The 15,201-nt window shown below is 56.6% G+C and carries 13 protein-coding genes and 1 tRNA gene; 4 read left to right on the forward strand and 10 right to left on the reverse strand.

All coding sequences use genetic code 11. The features are described 5' to 3' along the window. Positions 1-13: 13 nt before the first annotated feature. Positions 14-2,074, forward strand: a complete 2,061-nt coding sequence (gene brxL, locus ACOTY5_RS14830) for a protease Lon-related BREX system protein BrxL (protein WP_062934007.1) — start codon at positions 14-16, stop codon at positions 2,072-2,074. A 106-nt stretch (positions 2,075-2,180) separates the two neighbouring features. On the opposite strand, the gene ACOTY5_RS14835 is transcribed toward brxL, so the two are convergent. From ACOTY5_RS14835 to rraB, 5 genes are all read right to left on the reverse strand, one after another. Beyond that, a complete protein-coding gene (locus tag ACOTY5_RS14835; protein ID WP_062933979.1) occupies positions 2,181-3,431 on the reverse strand; it encodes a tyrosine-type recombinase/integrase in 1,251 nt (416 codons plus the stop codon). Positions 3,432-3,629: 198 nt separating this feature from the next. Then, positions 3,630-3,714 (reverse strand) — tRNA-Leu (locus ACOTY5_RS14840). A 106-nt stretch (positions 3,715-3,820) separates the two neighbouring features. Beyond that, positions 3,821-4,543, reverse strand: coding sequence for a hypothetical protein (locus ACOTY5_RS14845; RefSeq protein WP_045141864.1), 723 nt, complete (start codon positions 4,541-4,543; stop codon positions 3,821-3,823). Positions 4,544-4,573: 30 nt separating this feature from the next. Further along, positions 4,574-5,332 carry a tRNA isopentenyl-2-thiomethyl-A-37 hydroxylase MiaE gene (gene miaE / locus ACOTY5_RS14850; protein WP_045141863.1) on the reverse strand — a complete coding sequence of 253 codons (759 nt, stop codon included), beginning with the start codon at positions 5,330-5,332 and terminating at the stop codon, positions 4,574-4,576. A 46-nt stretch (positions 5,333-5,378) separates the two neighbouring features. Then, positions 5,379-5,804 carry a ribonuclease E inhibitor RraB gene (gene rraB / locus ACOTY5_RS14855; protein WP_017694625.1) on the reverse strand — a complete coding sequence of 142 codons (426 nt, stop codon included), beginning with the start codon at positions 5,802-5,804 and terminating at the stop codon, positions 5,379-5,381. A gap of 99 nt (positions 5,805-5,903) precedes the next feature. On the opposite strand from rraB, the gene argL reads away from it, so the two are divergent. The 3 genes from argL to xynR all read left to right on the forward strand — a co-directional run bounded on the left by argL (position 5,904) and on the right by xynR (position 7,945). Next, positions 5,904-5,999, forward strand: coding sequence for a putative translational regulatory protein ArgL (gene argL, locus ACOTY5_RS14860; RefSeq protein WP_213014347.1), 96 nt, complete (start codon positions 5,904-5,906; stop codon positions 5,997-5,999). Continuing rightward, positions 5,969-6,973, forward strand: a complete 1,005-nt coding sequence (gene argF, locus ACOTY5_RS14865) for an ornithine carbamoyltransferase (protein ID WP_045141862.1) — start codon at positions 5,969-5,971, stop codon at positions 6,971-6,973. The genes argL and argF overlap by 31 nt, the downstream gene beginning before the upstream one ends. A 213-nt stretch (positions 6,974-7,186) precedes the next feature. Next, positions 7,187-7,945, forward strand: coding sequence for a DNA-binding transcriptional repressor XynR (xynR, locus tag ACOTY5_RS14870; RefSeq protein WP_045141861.1), 759 nt, complete (start codon positions 7,187-7,189; stop codon positions 7,943-7,945). Positions 7,946-7,949: 4 nt separating this feature from the next. Here xynR and ACOTY5_RS14875 read toward each other — a convergent pair whose 3' ends face one another. The 5 genes from ACOTY5_RS14875 to ACOTY5_RS14895 all read right to left on the reverse strand — a co-directional run bounded on the left by ACOTY5_RS14875 (position 7,950) and on the right by ACOTY5_RS14895 (position 14,760). Beyond that, positions 7,950-9,560 carry a glycoside hydrolase family 43 protein gene (locus ACOTY5_RS14875; RefSeq protein WP_045141860.1) on the reverse strand — a complete coding sequence of 537 codons (1,611 nt, stop codon included), beginning with the start codon at positions 9,558-9,560 and terminating at the stop codon, positions 7,950-7,952. An 11-nt stretch (positions 9,561-9,571) separates the two neighbouring features. Continuing rightward, positions 9,572-10,954 (reverse strand): MFS transporter, encoded by a 1,383-nt coding sequence (locus ACOTY5_RS14880; protein ID WP_017694629.1) that lies wholly within the window; start codon positions 10,952-10,954, stop codon positions 9,572-9,574. Between the two features lie 226 nt (positions 10,955-11,180). Next, positions 11,181-13,148 (reverse strand): xylonate dehydratase YagF, encoded by a 1,968-nt coding sequence (yagF, locus tag ACOTY5_RS14885; protein WP_045141859.1) that lies wholly within the window; start codon positions 13,146-13,148, stop codon positions 11,181-11,183. Between the two features lie 14 nt (positions 13,149-13,162). Then, positions 13,163-14,071 carry a 2-keto-3-deoxygluconate aldolase gene (gene yagE / locus ACOTY5_RS14890; RefSeq protein WP_045141858.1) on the reverse strand — a complete coding sequence of 303 codons (909 nt, stop codon included), beginning with the start codon at positions 14,069-14,071 and terminating at the stop codon, positions 13,163-13,165. A gap of 236 nt (positions 14,072-14,307) precedes the next feature. Next, entirely contained in the window at positions 14,308-14,760 is a 453-nt protein-coding gene (locus ACOTY5_RS14895; protein WP_015572526.1) for a YhcH/YjgK/YiaL family protein, read from the reverse strand. Between the last annotated feature and the right edge of the window lie 441 nt (positions 14,761-15,201).

The following is a 15,201-nucleotide window of genomic DNA, read 5'->3' on the forward strand; positions in this document are numbered from 1 at the left end:
TGATGAGGCTTCTATGCTCAGCATTGACGATGAGTTATCTCAGCATGCCAGCATGGATCTTGATGCCCGTCTGAATCGTTACTTTAAGGGTAAAGTTGTCCGTAAGGATTTGACCAAACAGCTAAAAGAAGGGGCTAATGTCCCTGTCTATGTACTGGAGTATCTGCTCGGTATGTACTGTGCTTCAGACGATGATGAAGTGGTACGTGAAGGTCTGGAAAACGTCAAAAAAATCCTCGCTGAGAACTATGTTCGCCCGGATGAGGCTGAGAAAGTAAAATCTCTGATTCGTGAGCGTGGTAGCTTTAAAGTGATCGATAAAATCGGAGTAAAGCTCAACCAGAAGAAAGATGTCTACGAAGCTCAGCTTTCGAACCTCGGTATCAAAGATGCCGTGATCCCCGCCAACATTGTTAAAACTAACGAGAAGCTACTCACCGGGGGGATCTGGTGTATCGTTACTCTTAACTATTTTTATGAAGAAGGGCAAAGAATTTCGCCCTTCTCAATTTTCAACCTTAAGCCTATCCAGATGCCCTCCATGGATATGGAAGAGCTTTTTGCCGCCCGGGCTAATTTCTCAACAGACCAATGGCTGGATACCCTGATCCGCTCTATCGGCATGGAGCCAACCAATCTGAAGCAACGGGTGAAATGGCACCTGTTGACGCGGATGATCCCCTTTGTTGAGAACAACTATAACGTCTGCGAACTCGGCCCACGTGGTACCGGTAAAAGCCACGTCTATAAAGAGTGCTCGCCTAATTCATTACTAGTCTCAGGTGGCCAGACGACAGTCGCCAATCTGTTTTACAACATGAGTTCCCGACAGGTTGGGTTGGTAGGCATGTGGGATGTGGTAGCTTTTGACGAAGTGGCTGGTATTACCTTCAAAGATAAAGATGGTGTCCAGATCATGAAGGATTACATGGCATCGGGCTCTTTTTCCCGTGGCCGTGATTCTATCGAAGCCAAAGCATCCATGGTATTTGTCGGCAACATAAACCAAAGCGTAGAAACGTTAGTCAAAACCAGTCACCTGCTGGCACCTTTCCCGGAAGCGATGATCGATACAGCCTTCTTTGACCGTTTCCATGCCTATATCCCAGGCTGGGATATCCCTAAGATGCGGCCTGAATTTTTTACCAATAACTACGGTCTGATCACCGACTATCTGGCCGAATATATGCGAGAAATGCGCAAGCGTAGCTTCTCTGATGCTATCGACCGCTTCTTTAAACTCGGGAACAACCTCAACCAACGTGATGTAATCGCAGTACGCCGCACGGTCTCAGGTTTGCTCAAATTACTGTATCCTCATGGTGTATTTGGTAAAGAGGAGGTACGTCCTTGTCTCACCTACGCATTAGAGTTACGTCGTAGAATCAAAGAGCAGTTGAAAAAACTAGGCGGCATGGAGTTTTTCGATGTGCATTTCAGCTATCTCGACAACGAAACTCTTGAAGAGTTTTTCGTCAATGTACCTGAGCAAGGCGGGAGCCAGTTGATCCCCGAAGGTCTGAGTAAACCGGGAGTTGTGCACATGGTTACCAAGGGTGTCACAGGCCAACTGGGCCTGTATCGCTTCGAGACTCAGATGACCCCTGGTAATGGTAAACACACGACATCTGGCCTAGGCTCCAATACACCAGCAAAAGAAGCAATCCGTATAGGTTTTGATTATTTCAAAGGCAACCTAAATCGCATCAGTGCTACCGCCAAATTTTCCGAGCATGAATACCATCTACATGCCGTTGAGTTACATAACTCAGGCCCTAGTACCAAAACCAGCCTTGCCGCCTTGGTAGCCTTCTGTTCCATTTTGATGGGCAAGCCAGTGCAAGAACAGATGGTCGTGCTCGGAGATATGACACTTGGTGGTGTGGTGAATCCGGTCGAAGATCTGGCTGGTAGTTTGCAACTGGCAATGGATAGTGGGGGCAAACGTGTGCTGCTGCCGATGGCATCAGCTTCTGATATCCCAACTGTGCCTGCTGAGATTTTCTCCAAATTCCAAATCAGTTTCTATGCAGATCCGGTGGATGCTGTGTATAAAGCATTAGGTGTTCAATAACGTCTAACTCATCATCAGAAACAAATAATGGGCAAAATACCCATTATTTGTTTGAAAAATAGGTAGTTAAGATAGAACTACTTAATTCTCAATGGCGTTACTTTTTTTACTTTTTCGCAAAATCAAACGGACTAACCCCCTTCTCCCGATTCGCATCCAGATAATCCGCCCACCACTGCAGCATTAGCCTGCGCTCCCCCAGATGCTCGGCCTTATGAATGTAAGCCGCACGCACAGAGTTTCGCTCCTGATGACTCATCTGCCGCTCTACCGCATCCCTCGACCACAAGCCTGATTCAATCAAAGAGCTACACGCCATCGTTCTGAAACCGTGTCCACACACTTCCGTTTTTGTATCGTAGCCCATCACCCGCAGCGCCTTATTAACCGTGTTCTCACTCATCGGCTTACGCGGATCGTGATCGCCCACGAAAATCAGCTCTCGGTTCCCGTTCATGCTTTTGATCTTTTCCAGAATAGCTAAGGCCTGACGCGATAAGGGAACAAGATGGGGCGTCCGCATCTTCGAACCACGCTGAGAATGCTTAACTCCTTCCAGTGGTTCACGCTCTCCCGGAATCGTCCACATGGCCGTTTCAAAATCGACTTCTGACCAGCGGGCAAATCGCAGTTCACTTGAACGGATAAAGACTAACAAGGTAAGTTCGACAGCAAGCCGGGTTAACGGCCTGCCAGAGTAGTGATCAATGCGATGAAGTAATTCAGGAATGCGATTGAGTTCTAGCGCAGCACGATGCAGTCTTTTCGCCGTAGCAACCGCACCAGCAATCTCTTGCGCAGGGTTGTAATCAATTAAACCGCTCTGCACAGCAAAACGCATAATTGCGGTAGTGCGCTGCTGTAAACGGGCGGCAACTTCGAGCCGCCCGGATGACTCGACGGCTTTGATGGGGACAAGCAGATCCCGTGTCTTCAATTCAGCAATATTTCGCTTACCGACAATAGCAAAGAGATTATCTTCGAGACTTTTCAATACACGAGCGCTATGCGATGCAGACCACTTCCGATTACTGGCATGCCAGTCTCTGGCGACCACTTCAAACGTTATCGCCTCTTGTTCCTGCTCTACCTTAATAACTTTCTTATTTTCACTGGGATCAACGCCGTTAGCTAAGAGCTTACGAGCTTCATCACGCCGTGTCCTGGCATCCGCTAACGACACATCAGGATATTTCCCCAGCGCCAGCATCTTCTCTTTACCACCGAAGCGATAACGAAGCCGCCAGTATTTAGAACCATTAGGGTGAACCAACAAAACCATGCCTTCACCGTCAGTAAGTTTATAGGCTTTTGCTTCCGGCTTAGCCGAACGAACCTTCACATCACTCAGAGCCATGATGAGTATCCTTTCAAGGGTTCTGTGTGGGTACAAATATTATCGAACCGGGATATACCCGCAGTTGTACCCGCATCAGTAAGTTGATGTAGATTGAATCAGGTTGACTTAGGTTGAGTGAAAAAGCGAGGAAAGCCTTGCGGATACTGGATTTCAGGCACAAAAAAAGACGTCCATTGACGTCTATTGATGTTCCGATGGTGCCGAAGGCCGGACTCGAACCGGCACGTATTTCTACGGTTGATTTTGAATCAACTGCGTCTACCGATTTCGCCACTTCGGCACTGAAGGGGATGCGGAAACGTTGTGGATTATACCTGTCGCGCGCCGCCTTGCAAGCGACGACGCGCGAAACCCGCGCTAAGTGCCCAAAAAACCAGCGCCCTTCGTCACTCCAGCTCAGACACCGCCAGCCGAATCACCCCTGCCGCCTTCTGCTCCGGCAGCGCCAGCACCTTGGCCCACATCTCCTGCACCATGTCGCAAGAGAGCTTCTCCTTGCCCACCGCCTTCTCGGGCATCTGCAACAGCTGGATGTCCTCGCCGTACTTATCGGCTAGTTGTTTCATAATCGGCCGCACATCCTCGACAGCCGCCTCGCGTTCGGCTTGCGTCACGGTGTGGCGGTTTTTGCCGTAGGCCGCACGCATCATGTCGGCGTCGGCCTGCATGCGCCGCGTCATCAGGTCTTTATCCAGCATGCGCATCGGGTTCACGCCGCCCTTCACCATCGGGTAGAGGAAGCGGAAGCAGGCGTCATCGCTCACCTTCTGGATGGCGGCGGTCTGCTCCATGTTGATGGTCATGTAGTTCACCACGTTGGCGTCCGGGGCGTTTTGCAGGCGCGACATCTGCAAATGCAGGATCTGCGGCTGGATGGTGTCGATAATCTGCTGCTCCGGCTCGCCGGCCTTTTGCAGGGCGGCCATCTGGTCGAGGATGCGCTGATGCAGCGCGGGCTCCTGCTCCTTAATCACCTGCCAGGCAGGCATCGCGTTAAGGGTGGTATCAATCTGCGCTTCCGGAGGGCGTTGCCTGTCAAAGAACACCCAGAACGCCACGGCGGCGGCCGCGACAATAACAACGACCGTACTGATCCACGTTTTTTTCATCTCGCATCCTTATCCTTGAGTTGTGCTGGTTTACACCGGCACGCCGCTGTGGAAGCGAAACTCGTGGTCCGGTGTCGAGATAAGTGTGGCTTCAATTTCGCCAAAAAGCTTTATGCGCGGTGAGATATCGTCGTCGCTCACCCGCCGGGCCAGCGTCAGGTAGTCCTGATAATGGCGCGCTTCCGAGCGCAGCAGCGAGAGATAGAACTTCTGTAAGTCATCGTCGAGAAACGGGGCCAGCGCGGCGAAGCGTTCGCAGGAGCGGGCTTCGATGTAGGCGCCGCAGATGAGCTTGTCGATTAGCGTCAGCGGTTCGTGGGTGCGCACTTCCTTCAGCATCCCTTTGGCGTAGCGGCTGGCGGTGATTTTGACGTACGGAATGTCGCGGGCCAGCATCGCCTCACGCACCTGCCAGAAATGGTGCAGCTCCTCTTTAATCAGCAGCACCATGCTGTCGATGAGCGCCTGGCCCCACGGGTCGTCGGTTTTGGGCATCACGCTTTTGCCAATCTGCTTGTGCAGGGCGATGAAGTCCGGCTCCGGGCCGTCGCGGAAGGTGAACTGTTCGTAGGGCTTGAGCCAGTCGAGCAGCGCATCGGCACCGCTTTCGTCGGCGACGTATTTACGCACCAGCAGCAGCGCGGTCTGGGCGGCCTTGAGCTCGCACACCATGTGGTCGGTGAGCAGCAGCGGCAGGTTCGCCGGGTCGCGGGCTTTATCAATCCATGCTTGCGGGGTCGGGCACTGGAGGAAGTTAAGTACGGGGGCGAGTATCTGCGGGTAATCCATGGTTCTGCCTTGAAAAAGCGGTGGTACGCGCCACCGCCTGAAACGCTTAGTGACGCACGCCGTCGTCGTCTTCGTCGACGTAATCTTCGTCGTCGCCTTCTTCGCCGTCTTCACCGTTCGGATCTTCGAAGTAGGTTCCCCAGCCGTCGTATTCCACTTCAAACTTCTCGGCCAGGTTCATCAGCTGTTCTACCTGCGCGTCGATCAGCTCCGCCTTCAGCGCGCCTTCGCTCAGGATATCGCAGCAGATGACGGTGTCGCCCTCTTCCACTTCCAGCTCTTCCGGCTCGGTCACTTCGTAACCCAGCTTGAAGGCTTCCACGGCCATTTTTTCCAGCGCTTCAAAGTCGTCCGCAGAGAAATGGTGCTCGATGGTGTACAGCGCGTCCGGATCGCTACCGTCTTCCAGCAGTTCTTCAATAATCAGACGCGTCTCTTCGCGTTGCTCTTCCAGTAATTCCGGGTTTGCCATGGCTCAATCCTCTTTAAAGTGCGGCAGATACTTCTATTTTCACACACGGACGGGTTTGCCTCCACCTTTGTTGGAAAGATTTGTGAAACGGGGTTGCAAATGAATAATTACACATATAAAGTGAATTTTAATTCAATAAGTGGCGTTCGCCATGTGAGGATAAAATGTCTGATCTGTACAAGAAACACTTTCTGAAATTGCTCGACTTTACCCCTGCACAGTTCACTTCTCTGCTGACCCTTGCCGCACAGCTCAAAGCCGATAAAAAAAAGGGCAAGGAAGTACAAAAGCTTACCGGTAAAAACATCGCGCTCATCTTCGAAAAAGACTCGACCCGTACACGTTGCTCTTTCGAAGTTGCCGCATTTGACCAGGGCGCACGCGTCACCTATTTAGGGCCGAGCGGCAGCCAGATTGGGCATAAAGAGTCAATTAAGGATACCGCACGGGTGCTCGGGCGGATGTATGACGGCATTCAGTATCGCGGCCACGGCCAGGAAGTGGTCGAGACGCTGGCGCAGTATGCGGGCGTGCCGGTGTGGAACGGGCTGACCAACGAGTTCCACCCGACGCAGCTGCTGGCGGACCTGCTGACCATGCAGGAGCACCTGCCGGGCAAGGCGTTTAATGAGATGACGCTGGTTTACGCGGGCGACGCGCGCAATAACATGGGCAACTCGATGCTGGAAGCGGCGGCGCTGACCGGGCTGGATCTGCGTCTGGTGGCCCCGAAAGCCTGCTGGCCGGAAGAGAGCCTGGTGGCAGAGTGCAGCGCGCTGGCCCAGAAGCACGGCGGCAAGATCACCCTGACGGAAGACGTGGCGGCGGGCGTGAAGGGCGCGGACTTTATCTATACCGACGTGTGGGTGTCGATGGGCGAAGCCAAAGAGAAGTGGGCGGAGCGAATTGCGCTGCTGCGTGGGTATCAGGTAAACGCGCAGATGATGGCGCTGACCGGCAACCCGGACGTGAAGTTCCTGCACTGTCTGCCGGCGTTCCATGACGACCAGACCACGCTCGGCAAGCAGATGGCGAAAGAGTTCGATCTGCACGGCGGGATGGAAGTGACGGACGAGGTGTTTGAGTCGCCGGCGAGCATCGTGTTTGACCAGGCGGAAAACCGGATGCATACGATTAAGGCGGTGATGGTGGCGACGCTTGGGGGTTGAGTCCTCTGCGCGTTGGTGCCCTCACCCCGGCCCTCTCCCACAGGGAGAGGGAGAAAACCCAGCCCGTAGGCCCGTGCAAGCGCAGCGCCGCCGGGCAAATCAGGCGACGATGCGGCTGATGCCCTTTCTCCCACAACCCGCTCTACTCAATTGATTTTTCACCCCGAAAAAGGTACGTTTTCGCCTTAATTCCAGCGTGGACATACCAGCATTATGCCGATTATTCAGTCTGTTGAACGTGCGTTGCAGATCCTCGACCTGTTCAACGAGCAGGCCACCGAGCTTAAGATCACCGACATCAGCAAACTGATGGGGCTGAGCAAGAGTACCCTCCACTCGCTGCTGAAAACCCTCCAGCTTCACGGCTATATCGATCAGAACCCGGAGAACGGTAAGTATCGCCTCGGCATGAAGCTGGTCGAGCGCGGTCATTTTGTCGTGGGCTCTATCGATATTCGGCAGAAGGCGAAAGGCTGGCTGACGGAGCTGTCCCGGCGAACCGGGCAGACTACCCATCTGGGGATCCTGGACGGGCGTGAAGGGGTCTATATCGAGAAGATTGAAGGCAAGCTGGCCGCCATCGCCTATTCGCGCATCGGCCGCCGCCTGCCGGTTCACGCCACCGCCATCGGCAAAGTGTTGATTGCCTGGCTGGGCGAGGCCGAGCTGAACGCCCTGCTGGAGGGCTATCAGTACACCACCTATACCCCTTCTACCCTTGCCTCTCGCGAAGCCTTAATGAGTGCCCTGGCGCAGACCCGCGAGCAGGGTTACGCCCTGGATAGCGAAGAGAACGAGCAGGGCGTGCGCTGCGTGGCGGTGCCGGTGTGGAACCACGAGTCCCGCGTCATCGCCGCCCTGAGCCTGTCGACGCTGACCTCCCGCGTGGACGACGTAGAGCTGGCTGATTTCCGCGAGCAGCTTCAGCAGGCCGGGCTCCAGCTCTCACGCGCGCTGGGCTACCCGGCCTGAGCCGTCAGACCGGCTCGTAGGTGAAGTAGTCGAAGTCAGCGTGGCAGCCGTCGCCGCTGATGTCCTCGCAGTGCAGTCCCACAAACGCGCCGGTGAAGAAGCCGCGCCCGCCGATATAGTCATCCGACAGCTTCCACGCCTCATACGTCACCGGCACGGTGTGCCACGTCTCGCCGTCGAACGAGTAGCTGTAGCGGTAGACCAGCGCATCCACATCCACCCTTAGCCAGACGCTCTCCGCACTCTCCGGCACGGGAATGGGCTGCTCGTGCAGCGGCCACGACGGCACGTTGTGGTCGAGCTGAATAACCTTAATCGTTCTGCCCTGCCCCTCCTCGTAGTCCACAAAGCAGTAGCTCCAGTTTTTGCTGTTGTAGTAGCAGGTCAGCCCCGCGCTCTGCTGGAAGTGCACCGGCGAGAACTGCATCCGCGTCTCGGCCCGGAAGGTGAAGTGCTGCCAGCGGCGCGCCACGGTCGACTGGGTAAAGGTCGAGTTGAGCGAGTCGTTGCCGTATAACCGTAAATAGCCGGGGCGCGCGGTGAGCGAGCCGAGGGTGTCGTCGAACGGAATGCGCAGGGTCTGCAATTCAGGGTCAAGCGAACTGGCGTCGAAATCATCCCGCCAGCTGCCCTGAACGGCGGCGGGCTGCTCCGCCATCTGCGGACCTTTCACGGTCAGCTGCGCGTGCTTGCCGCCCTCCACGTACGGCCAGCCGTCGCACCATTCAATGCGGGCAATGCCCGTCTCGCGCCCGAGCGGACAGTAGCCGCGTCCGCCGGAGGCCAGCAGCGGCACGCCGGGCAGGCGCAGCGGGCGGCTGGTAAGGTAGGCCATATACCACTCCCCGGTGTGGGTTTGCAGCAGCGAGCCGTGGCCGCTCTTTTGCAGCGGGTTCTCCGGCAGGTGCCAGCTGGTCATCATCGTCACGTCCGGGTGAAGCTCGTACGGCCCGTCGATGGTTTTTGCACGCAGCACCACGACGGCGTGCTCGTAGCTGGTGCCGCCTTCGGCAACCATCAGGTAGTACCATCCCGCGTGCCGATAAAGATGCGCCCCTTCGGTGTAGCAGAGCGGCGTGCCGGTAAACAGCGTTTTGCGCTCGGGCGAGAGGGTGCCGGTCTGCGGGTCAAACTCCTGCATCACGATGGTGTTGTGCGGGTTGCTGTGATGGCGCGGCCCCCACGGGCGGTAGAGGTAGTATTTGCGGCCATCGTCGTCGTGGAACAGGGACGGATCGAACCCGCCGTTGCCCATCGGGACCGGCTCGCTCCATGGCCCCTCAATGGACGGCGCGGTGACGAGGAAGTTGCGGCCATTTTTCCACGGCGAATCGACAATCTTCACGTCGGTATAGAGCAGCCAGAATTTGCCGTCGGCGTAGCTCAGGCACGGCGCCCAGATACCGCCGGAGTCCGGGTTGCCCTTCATGTCCAGCATCGACACACGGTCCAGCGGCGTGCTGACCAGCGACCAGTTTTTCAGGTCGCGGGAGTGATAGATGCGCACGCCCGGGAACCACTCGAAGGTCGAGGTGGCGATGTAGTAGTCCTCGCCCTGGCGGCACAGGGACGGGTCCGGGTTGAAGCCGGTGAGTATCGGGTTAGTGATTTCCATGTTGCCTCCGGTTAATGGGATGCGGCTGTCGCGGCGTCGGGAATGGCCTCGCCCTGCGCCGCGCGGTGCTTGATCAGCTGCTGGCTGATGGCCTCCACGCGGGCGTCGGTGAGCTTATAAAACGACAGCATGATGAACATGCCCGCATAGAGCACCACGGGCACCACGCAGAACAGAATTTTGATGGTGGTGAGCACCTCGACCGGCTGCACGCTGCTGCTGGCGGAGTAGTTCACGTACGCCAGGATCCAGCCCACCACTGCCCCGCCAATTGCCAGGCCAATCTTCAGGCTGAACAGGTAGGTGGAGAACACCAGCCCGTCGAGGCGGCGCCCGCTGCGGCTCTCCTCGTAATCCACCACGTCAGAGGCCATCAGCCATTGCAGCGGCGTGGTGGTGTTAAAGACGAACAGGAACAGGATGTTGAGGGCGAAAATCAGGGCAATATGCTCCGCCGGCGTGAAGAAGATCAGCAGGCTAATCAGCGAGTAGGCGACAATGATCCACTTAAAGGCGGTGACGCGGTCGAAGCGGCCCAGCAGACGAGACGAGCAGAGCGAGCCGAACATGGTGGCGAGGCTGCCGTAGAGTAAAAACTGGGTCGCCATCTCCGGGTGATCCATCACGTATTTCACGAAGTAGAGCGTCGCCCCGCCGCGCACCACGTTGGAGCAGGTCGCCATCATCTTGAAGGCGCACATGATCCGCCACTGGCCGTTGCCCAGCAGCAGCTTAAGATCTTTCGCCACCGACGAGCCAGGCTGCACTTCAAAGGTGTAGCGCTCTTTGGTGGTGAAGAAGCAGACATAAAGCAGGACCACGCCGCTCAGACCCAGCACGCACATGGCGCCGAAATAGCCCACCTGCTCGTTCCCTTTGCCGATGATGCTGACCAGCGGCAGCGCGATGCCGCTGATAGCGAGCGACCCAGCGGCGGCGAGGAAGAAACGCCAGGACTGAAGGGCATGACGCTCTTTCGGGTCAGCGGTGATCACCCCCGGCATGGCACAGTACGGGACGTTAACGAAGGTGTAGACCAGAGTCAGCAGAATGTAGGTCACGCAGGCGTAGATGATTTTGCCCTGCGCGGAGAAGTCCGGCGTGTAGAAGGTCAGCATGCAGACGATGCCAAACGGGATGGCGCCCCACAGCAGGAACGGGCGGAACTGGCCGTAGCGGGTGCGGGTGCGGTCTACCAGCAGCCCCATCAGCGGATCGGTCACGGCGTCGAGCACGCGGGAAACTAAAAACAGCGTCCCCATTATGCCCGCGGAGAGACCGAACACGTCGGTGTAGAAATAGGCCAGCAGGAACATCGTGGCCTGCCAGACGAAGCCGCAGGCGGTATCACCCAGCCCGTAGCCAATTTTGTCTTTCATGGTTAATTGCGTCATCAGAATTACACCCTTATGTAGTGTGCTGAATTACAACATCGTGTTAATGGAGTGTAATGAGATGCTCAATTAACCAGCAATGGTCATATCTTATTTCTTAATTACGTTATTTCGCTTTTGTGACGCCAACGATATATCACAAGTCATTGTTTAAATTAGAAAATTAAAGACAAGCAAAAACCGCCCGCGGAATATTTTCCGCAGACGACTTTCTCTCACAAAATAATTAAAGGCCGAGTGCTTTTTTACCGGCGTTAATTACCTCAATGATTTTATCGGTGTCATAAATACAGCCTTTCCAGGCGCCGCCGCTCACGGACTGTAATGCCGCCCACAGCCGGGTATCGTCCGGCAAAAAGTCGTGAGCGTGCAGGTCCGGGTGCGTCTGCCGCCGCGCCAGCTCGCGCGCGCCCTCTTCCGGCGTCAGCGGGTTGTCCGCGGTACCGATGAAGTTCACGCTACCGGTCAGAGTCAGGCGGTCCACGGCAATCTCAATGATGTCGTTATCGCGCAGCTTACCAATCGGCCCTCCCGCCAGCGCCTCCGGCGATACGTGGCCGAAGCAGGCCCCCGTCGACACGCCCGAGAAGCGCGCATCGGTGATTAACGACACCGTCTTGCCCCACGAGATGTGTTTGAGCGCAGAGGTGAGCTGGTAGGTCTCTTCCATGCCAGTGCCGGACGGTCCACCGCCGATCACCACCATGATATCGCCCTGCTTAATCTCTTCCCGCTTGATGGCCTTAATCGCCTGCGCCTCCGAGACAAACACCCGCACCCGGCCGGTGTGGCGGTAAACGCCATCTTCACCCACCACCGACGGGTCGATCGCCGTGGCCTTGATCACCGATCCTTCCGGCGCGATGTTGCCCGTCGGGAAGCAGACCGTCGAGGTCAGCCCTTTCGCTTTTGCCTTCTCCGGCGGCAGGATCACGTCATCCGGCTCCACGCCGTCCTGCTCGCGCAGGCACTGGCGGAAGCGCTTACGGCGCTCCGAGCTCTGCCACCAGTCGAGGTTCTCGCCCACTGTCTGGCCAGTGACGGTCATGGCGTCCAGATGCAACAGGCCGAGATCGCGCAGGTGGAGCATCACCTCCGGCACGCCGCCCGCGAGGAAGGCGCGCACGGTCGGGTGATAGTCCGGGCCGTTGGGCAGCACGCTTACCAGGCGAGGCACCCTGCGGTTGACGCGCGTCCAGTGTTCAACGTCCGGGATCGTGCAGCCCGCCGCGTGGGCGATGGCTGGAATGTGCAGCAGTAAATTAGTGGAGCCGCCGAACGCCGCGTGGATCACCATCGCGTTTTCGATGGCTTTGTCGGTGAGGATATCGCGCGTGGTGATGCCGCGGTTATCCAGTTCACTGACCGCGCGTGCCGACTGGCGGGCGATCTCCAGCCACACCGCCTGCCCGGACGGGGCCAGTGCAGAGTGCGGCAGCGCCAGACCCAGCGCCTCCGCCACTACCTGCGAGGTGCCCGCCGTACCGAGGAACTGACACCCGCCGCCCGGCGACGCGCAGGCGCGACAGCCCAGCTCGGCGGCCTCCTGCAAGGAGAGCTCATGGTTGGCGAAGCGCGCGCCGATGGTCTGCACTTTGCCCGCATCTTCCCCCACGGTGGGCGGCAGCGTCGCCCCGCCCGGCACCAGAATGGTCGGCAGATCGTGCATGGAAGCCAGCGCAATCATGGTGGCGGGCAGCCCTTTATCGCAGGTCGCCACGCCGATCACCGCCCGGCGCGTCGGCAGGGAGCGGATCAGGCGGCGAAACACGATCGCCGCGTCGTTGCGGTACGGCAGGGAATCGAACATGCCGTGCGTGCCCTGCGAGCGACCGTCGCACGGATCGCTGACGAAGGCGGCGAACGGGATCCCGCCGTTGCGGGTGATCTCCTTCGCCGCCGCCTGCATCTGCATGCCGATCTCCCAGTGTCCGGTGTGGTAGCCCAGCGCAACCGGACGTCCGTCTCCGGCGCGGATGCCGCCCTGGGTGCCGATGATCAGCACCTCTTTGCCGGTGAGCTTGTTGGCATCCCAGCCCATCCCGGCGTTCTGCGTCATACCGAACAGGTTGCCGCTGGGGGATTCCATCAGCATCTGCGGTGTCAGCGGCAGCGTGCCCTGCGGCCCCGCCGCGTGGGTGATCACCGCATAAAACGCATCGTCCTGTGGGGTGAAAATTTTCTCAATGGTCATCGTTATCGTCCGGCTCAGCAGAGTTTGAGCTGTTGTAACAGGGTTTTCAGCTGCGCCTTGCGCGGCTCGTCCAGCGGCGAGGCTGGCGGCAGGACGTGCGTAGAAATCGGACGACCGCAGAGCACGATCGCCTCTTTAATGACGTTCACAAACGGCGTATCCAGCTGATACATCTGCGGGATTTGCAGCAGGGTCTGATGATACTCAGCCGCTTTCGCCACGTCGTTATCCCGCCAGGCTTTCAGAAGATTTACCGACACCTGTGGGGCAAAGTTGCCGCTGGCCGAGATCGCCCCGTCGCCGCCTAGCAGCAGGGTATTAAACAGATGATCGTCGTAGCCGCACAGCACGGTGAAGTGCGGATGGGCGGCTTTGACGGTGTGGATCATGCTGCGCAGGTGGGCGACGGAGTCGATGGTGTCTTTGATGCCGACGATGTTGCTGCGCGAGTCGGCCAGGGTTTTCACCAGCGCCGGGGTCAGATCCTGCCCGGTCAGCGCCGGGAAGTTGTAGAGCATCACCGGCAGCGTGACGCTGTCGGCCACCTGCTCGAAGTAGCGGATCAGATTCGCTTCCGACACTTTCCAGTAGTAGGGGTTGATCACCACGATGCCGTCCGCGCCCGCCTGCTGCGCGTGCTGGCTCAGCTCAATGGTTTCCCGGGCGTTGGTGCCGCCGGTGCCGATCAGGACCGGCACACGACGATCGACATGATCGATCGCAAACCGGGCAATGGTTTTACGCTCTTCGGCGCTGAGCTGGGAGAACTCGCCGCCGCTGCCCAGGAAAAACAGGCCGTCGACGCCTGCTTTAATCAGATCGTCGATCAGCGCGGCGGTACCCGGTTTATCGAGCTGGCCATCGGCGGTAAAAATGGTGGAGACAGGGGGAATGATACCCGTGAACAACGCGGACTGCGGCATGAGATCTCCTTATTGAATCATTTTGTTCTACATTATAGAACAGCGTTCATTATTTTAACGATCATACTATGACGCAGAAAAAGCGCAGGTAAATGGGAGATGAGGAGGGAGTGCGGGAAGTTTAAGCTGGATCACATTATGCGTGGGTGCGGTCTGGTTCCCTCACCCTAACCCTCTCCCAAGGGGAGAGGGAACTTTTACACCCTCTCCCCTTGGGAGAGGGCCGGGGTGAGGGGTTACTCTACCAGCATCTTCACCACAACCTTACGCACCTGCGCCGGCGCTCCCGCCGCGCACAGCGGCTTATGCACTTCGCCCGGCCAGAACACCACAAAATCCCCTTCGCTCAGCACCACGGTTTTCTCCTGCTCGCCTTCCGGCAGGAACGCGATGTCTTTGTCCGCCAGCCAGTCGGTGTCCGGCGTACCGTGCGGCAGGGTACTGAAGGTCATCCCTTCCTGACCTTTTAGCACAATTTGAATATCCAGATAGCGTGCATGGTATTCAGCGCGACGCTCGGCGAACGGCTGGGTCATGTCCTCCGAAACCAGATAAAACAGGCTGTTGCCATTGATGTCGTGCTTACCGGTCGGCGTTGCGTCGGTGACGTGGGCCTTAACGTGCTCAATGGCCTGGCGCAGCTCTTCTGGCAACCAGGACTGGAGATGATGAATATTGCCAATAATCATGATACAACCCTCAGATTAAAACATTGTTTCATTTTTATGTTTTATACGAGAATTGCCTCTTCCATACCAGCCCTTTTTTGACAAGATTTGCGTCAGCGCATGTTTATCGGGAAATGTGTTAATCCACTGTTAATTGCACACAGGCATTTATGCAGTGGTTATGCATAACCTCATTTCATGCACTTTGCACATAGGATCTAACTCACTGAATTTAAAACATAACTCACAAAACCTGTTGGTGTATCACACTTTACCACTTTGGTTATTTCCTTTAAAAATCCATAATTATTTATTGATTTCTCTTAAGTGAAAAATAGTTAACTGTCATTATTGCATAGCTATTCCCGTGACAACATTTTATCCATTAAAATCAACAACATAACCAAATATTTCAAAGCGTGTGATTCTACAAAATAATAACAACTTCAAATATTGCCACCC

The sequence above is a fragment of the Enterobacter cloacae complex sp. SHL018 genome (assembly GCF_049237905.1).
Taxonomy (GTDB): domain Bacteria; phylum Pseudomonadota; class Gammaproteobacteria; order Enterobacterales; family Enterobacteriaceae; genus Enterobacter; species Enterobacter hormaechei_C.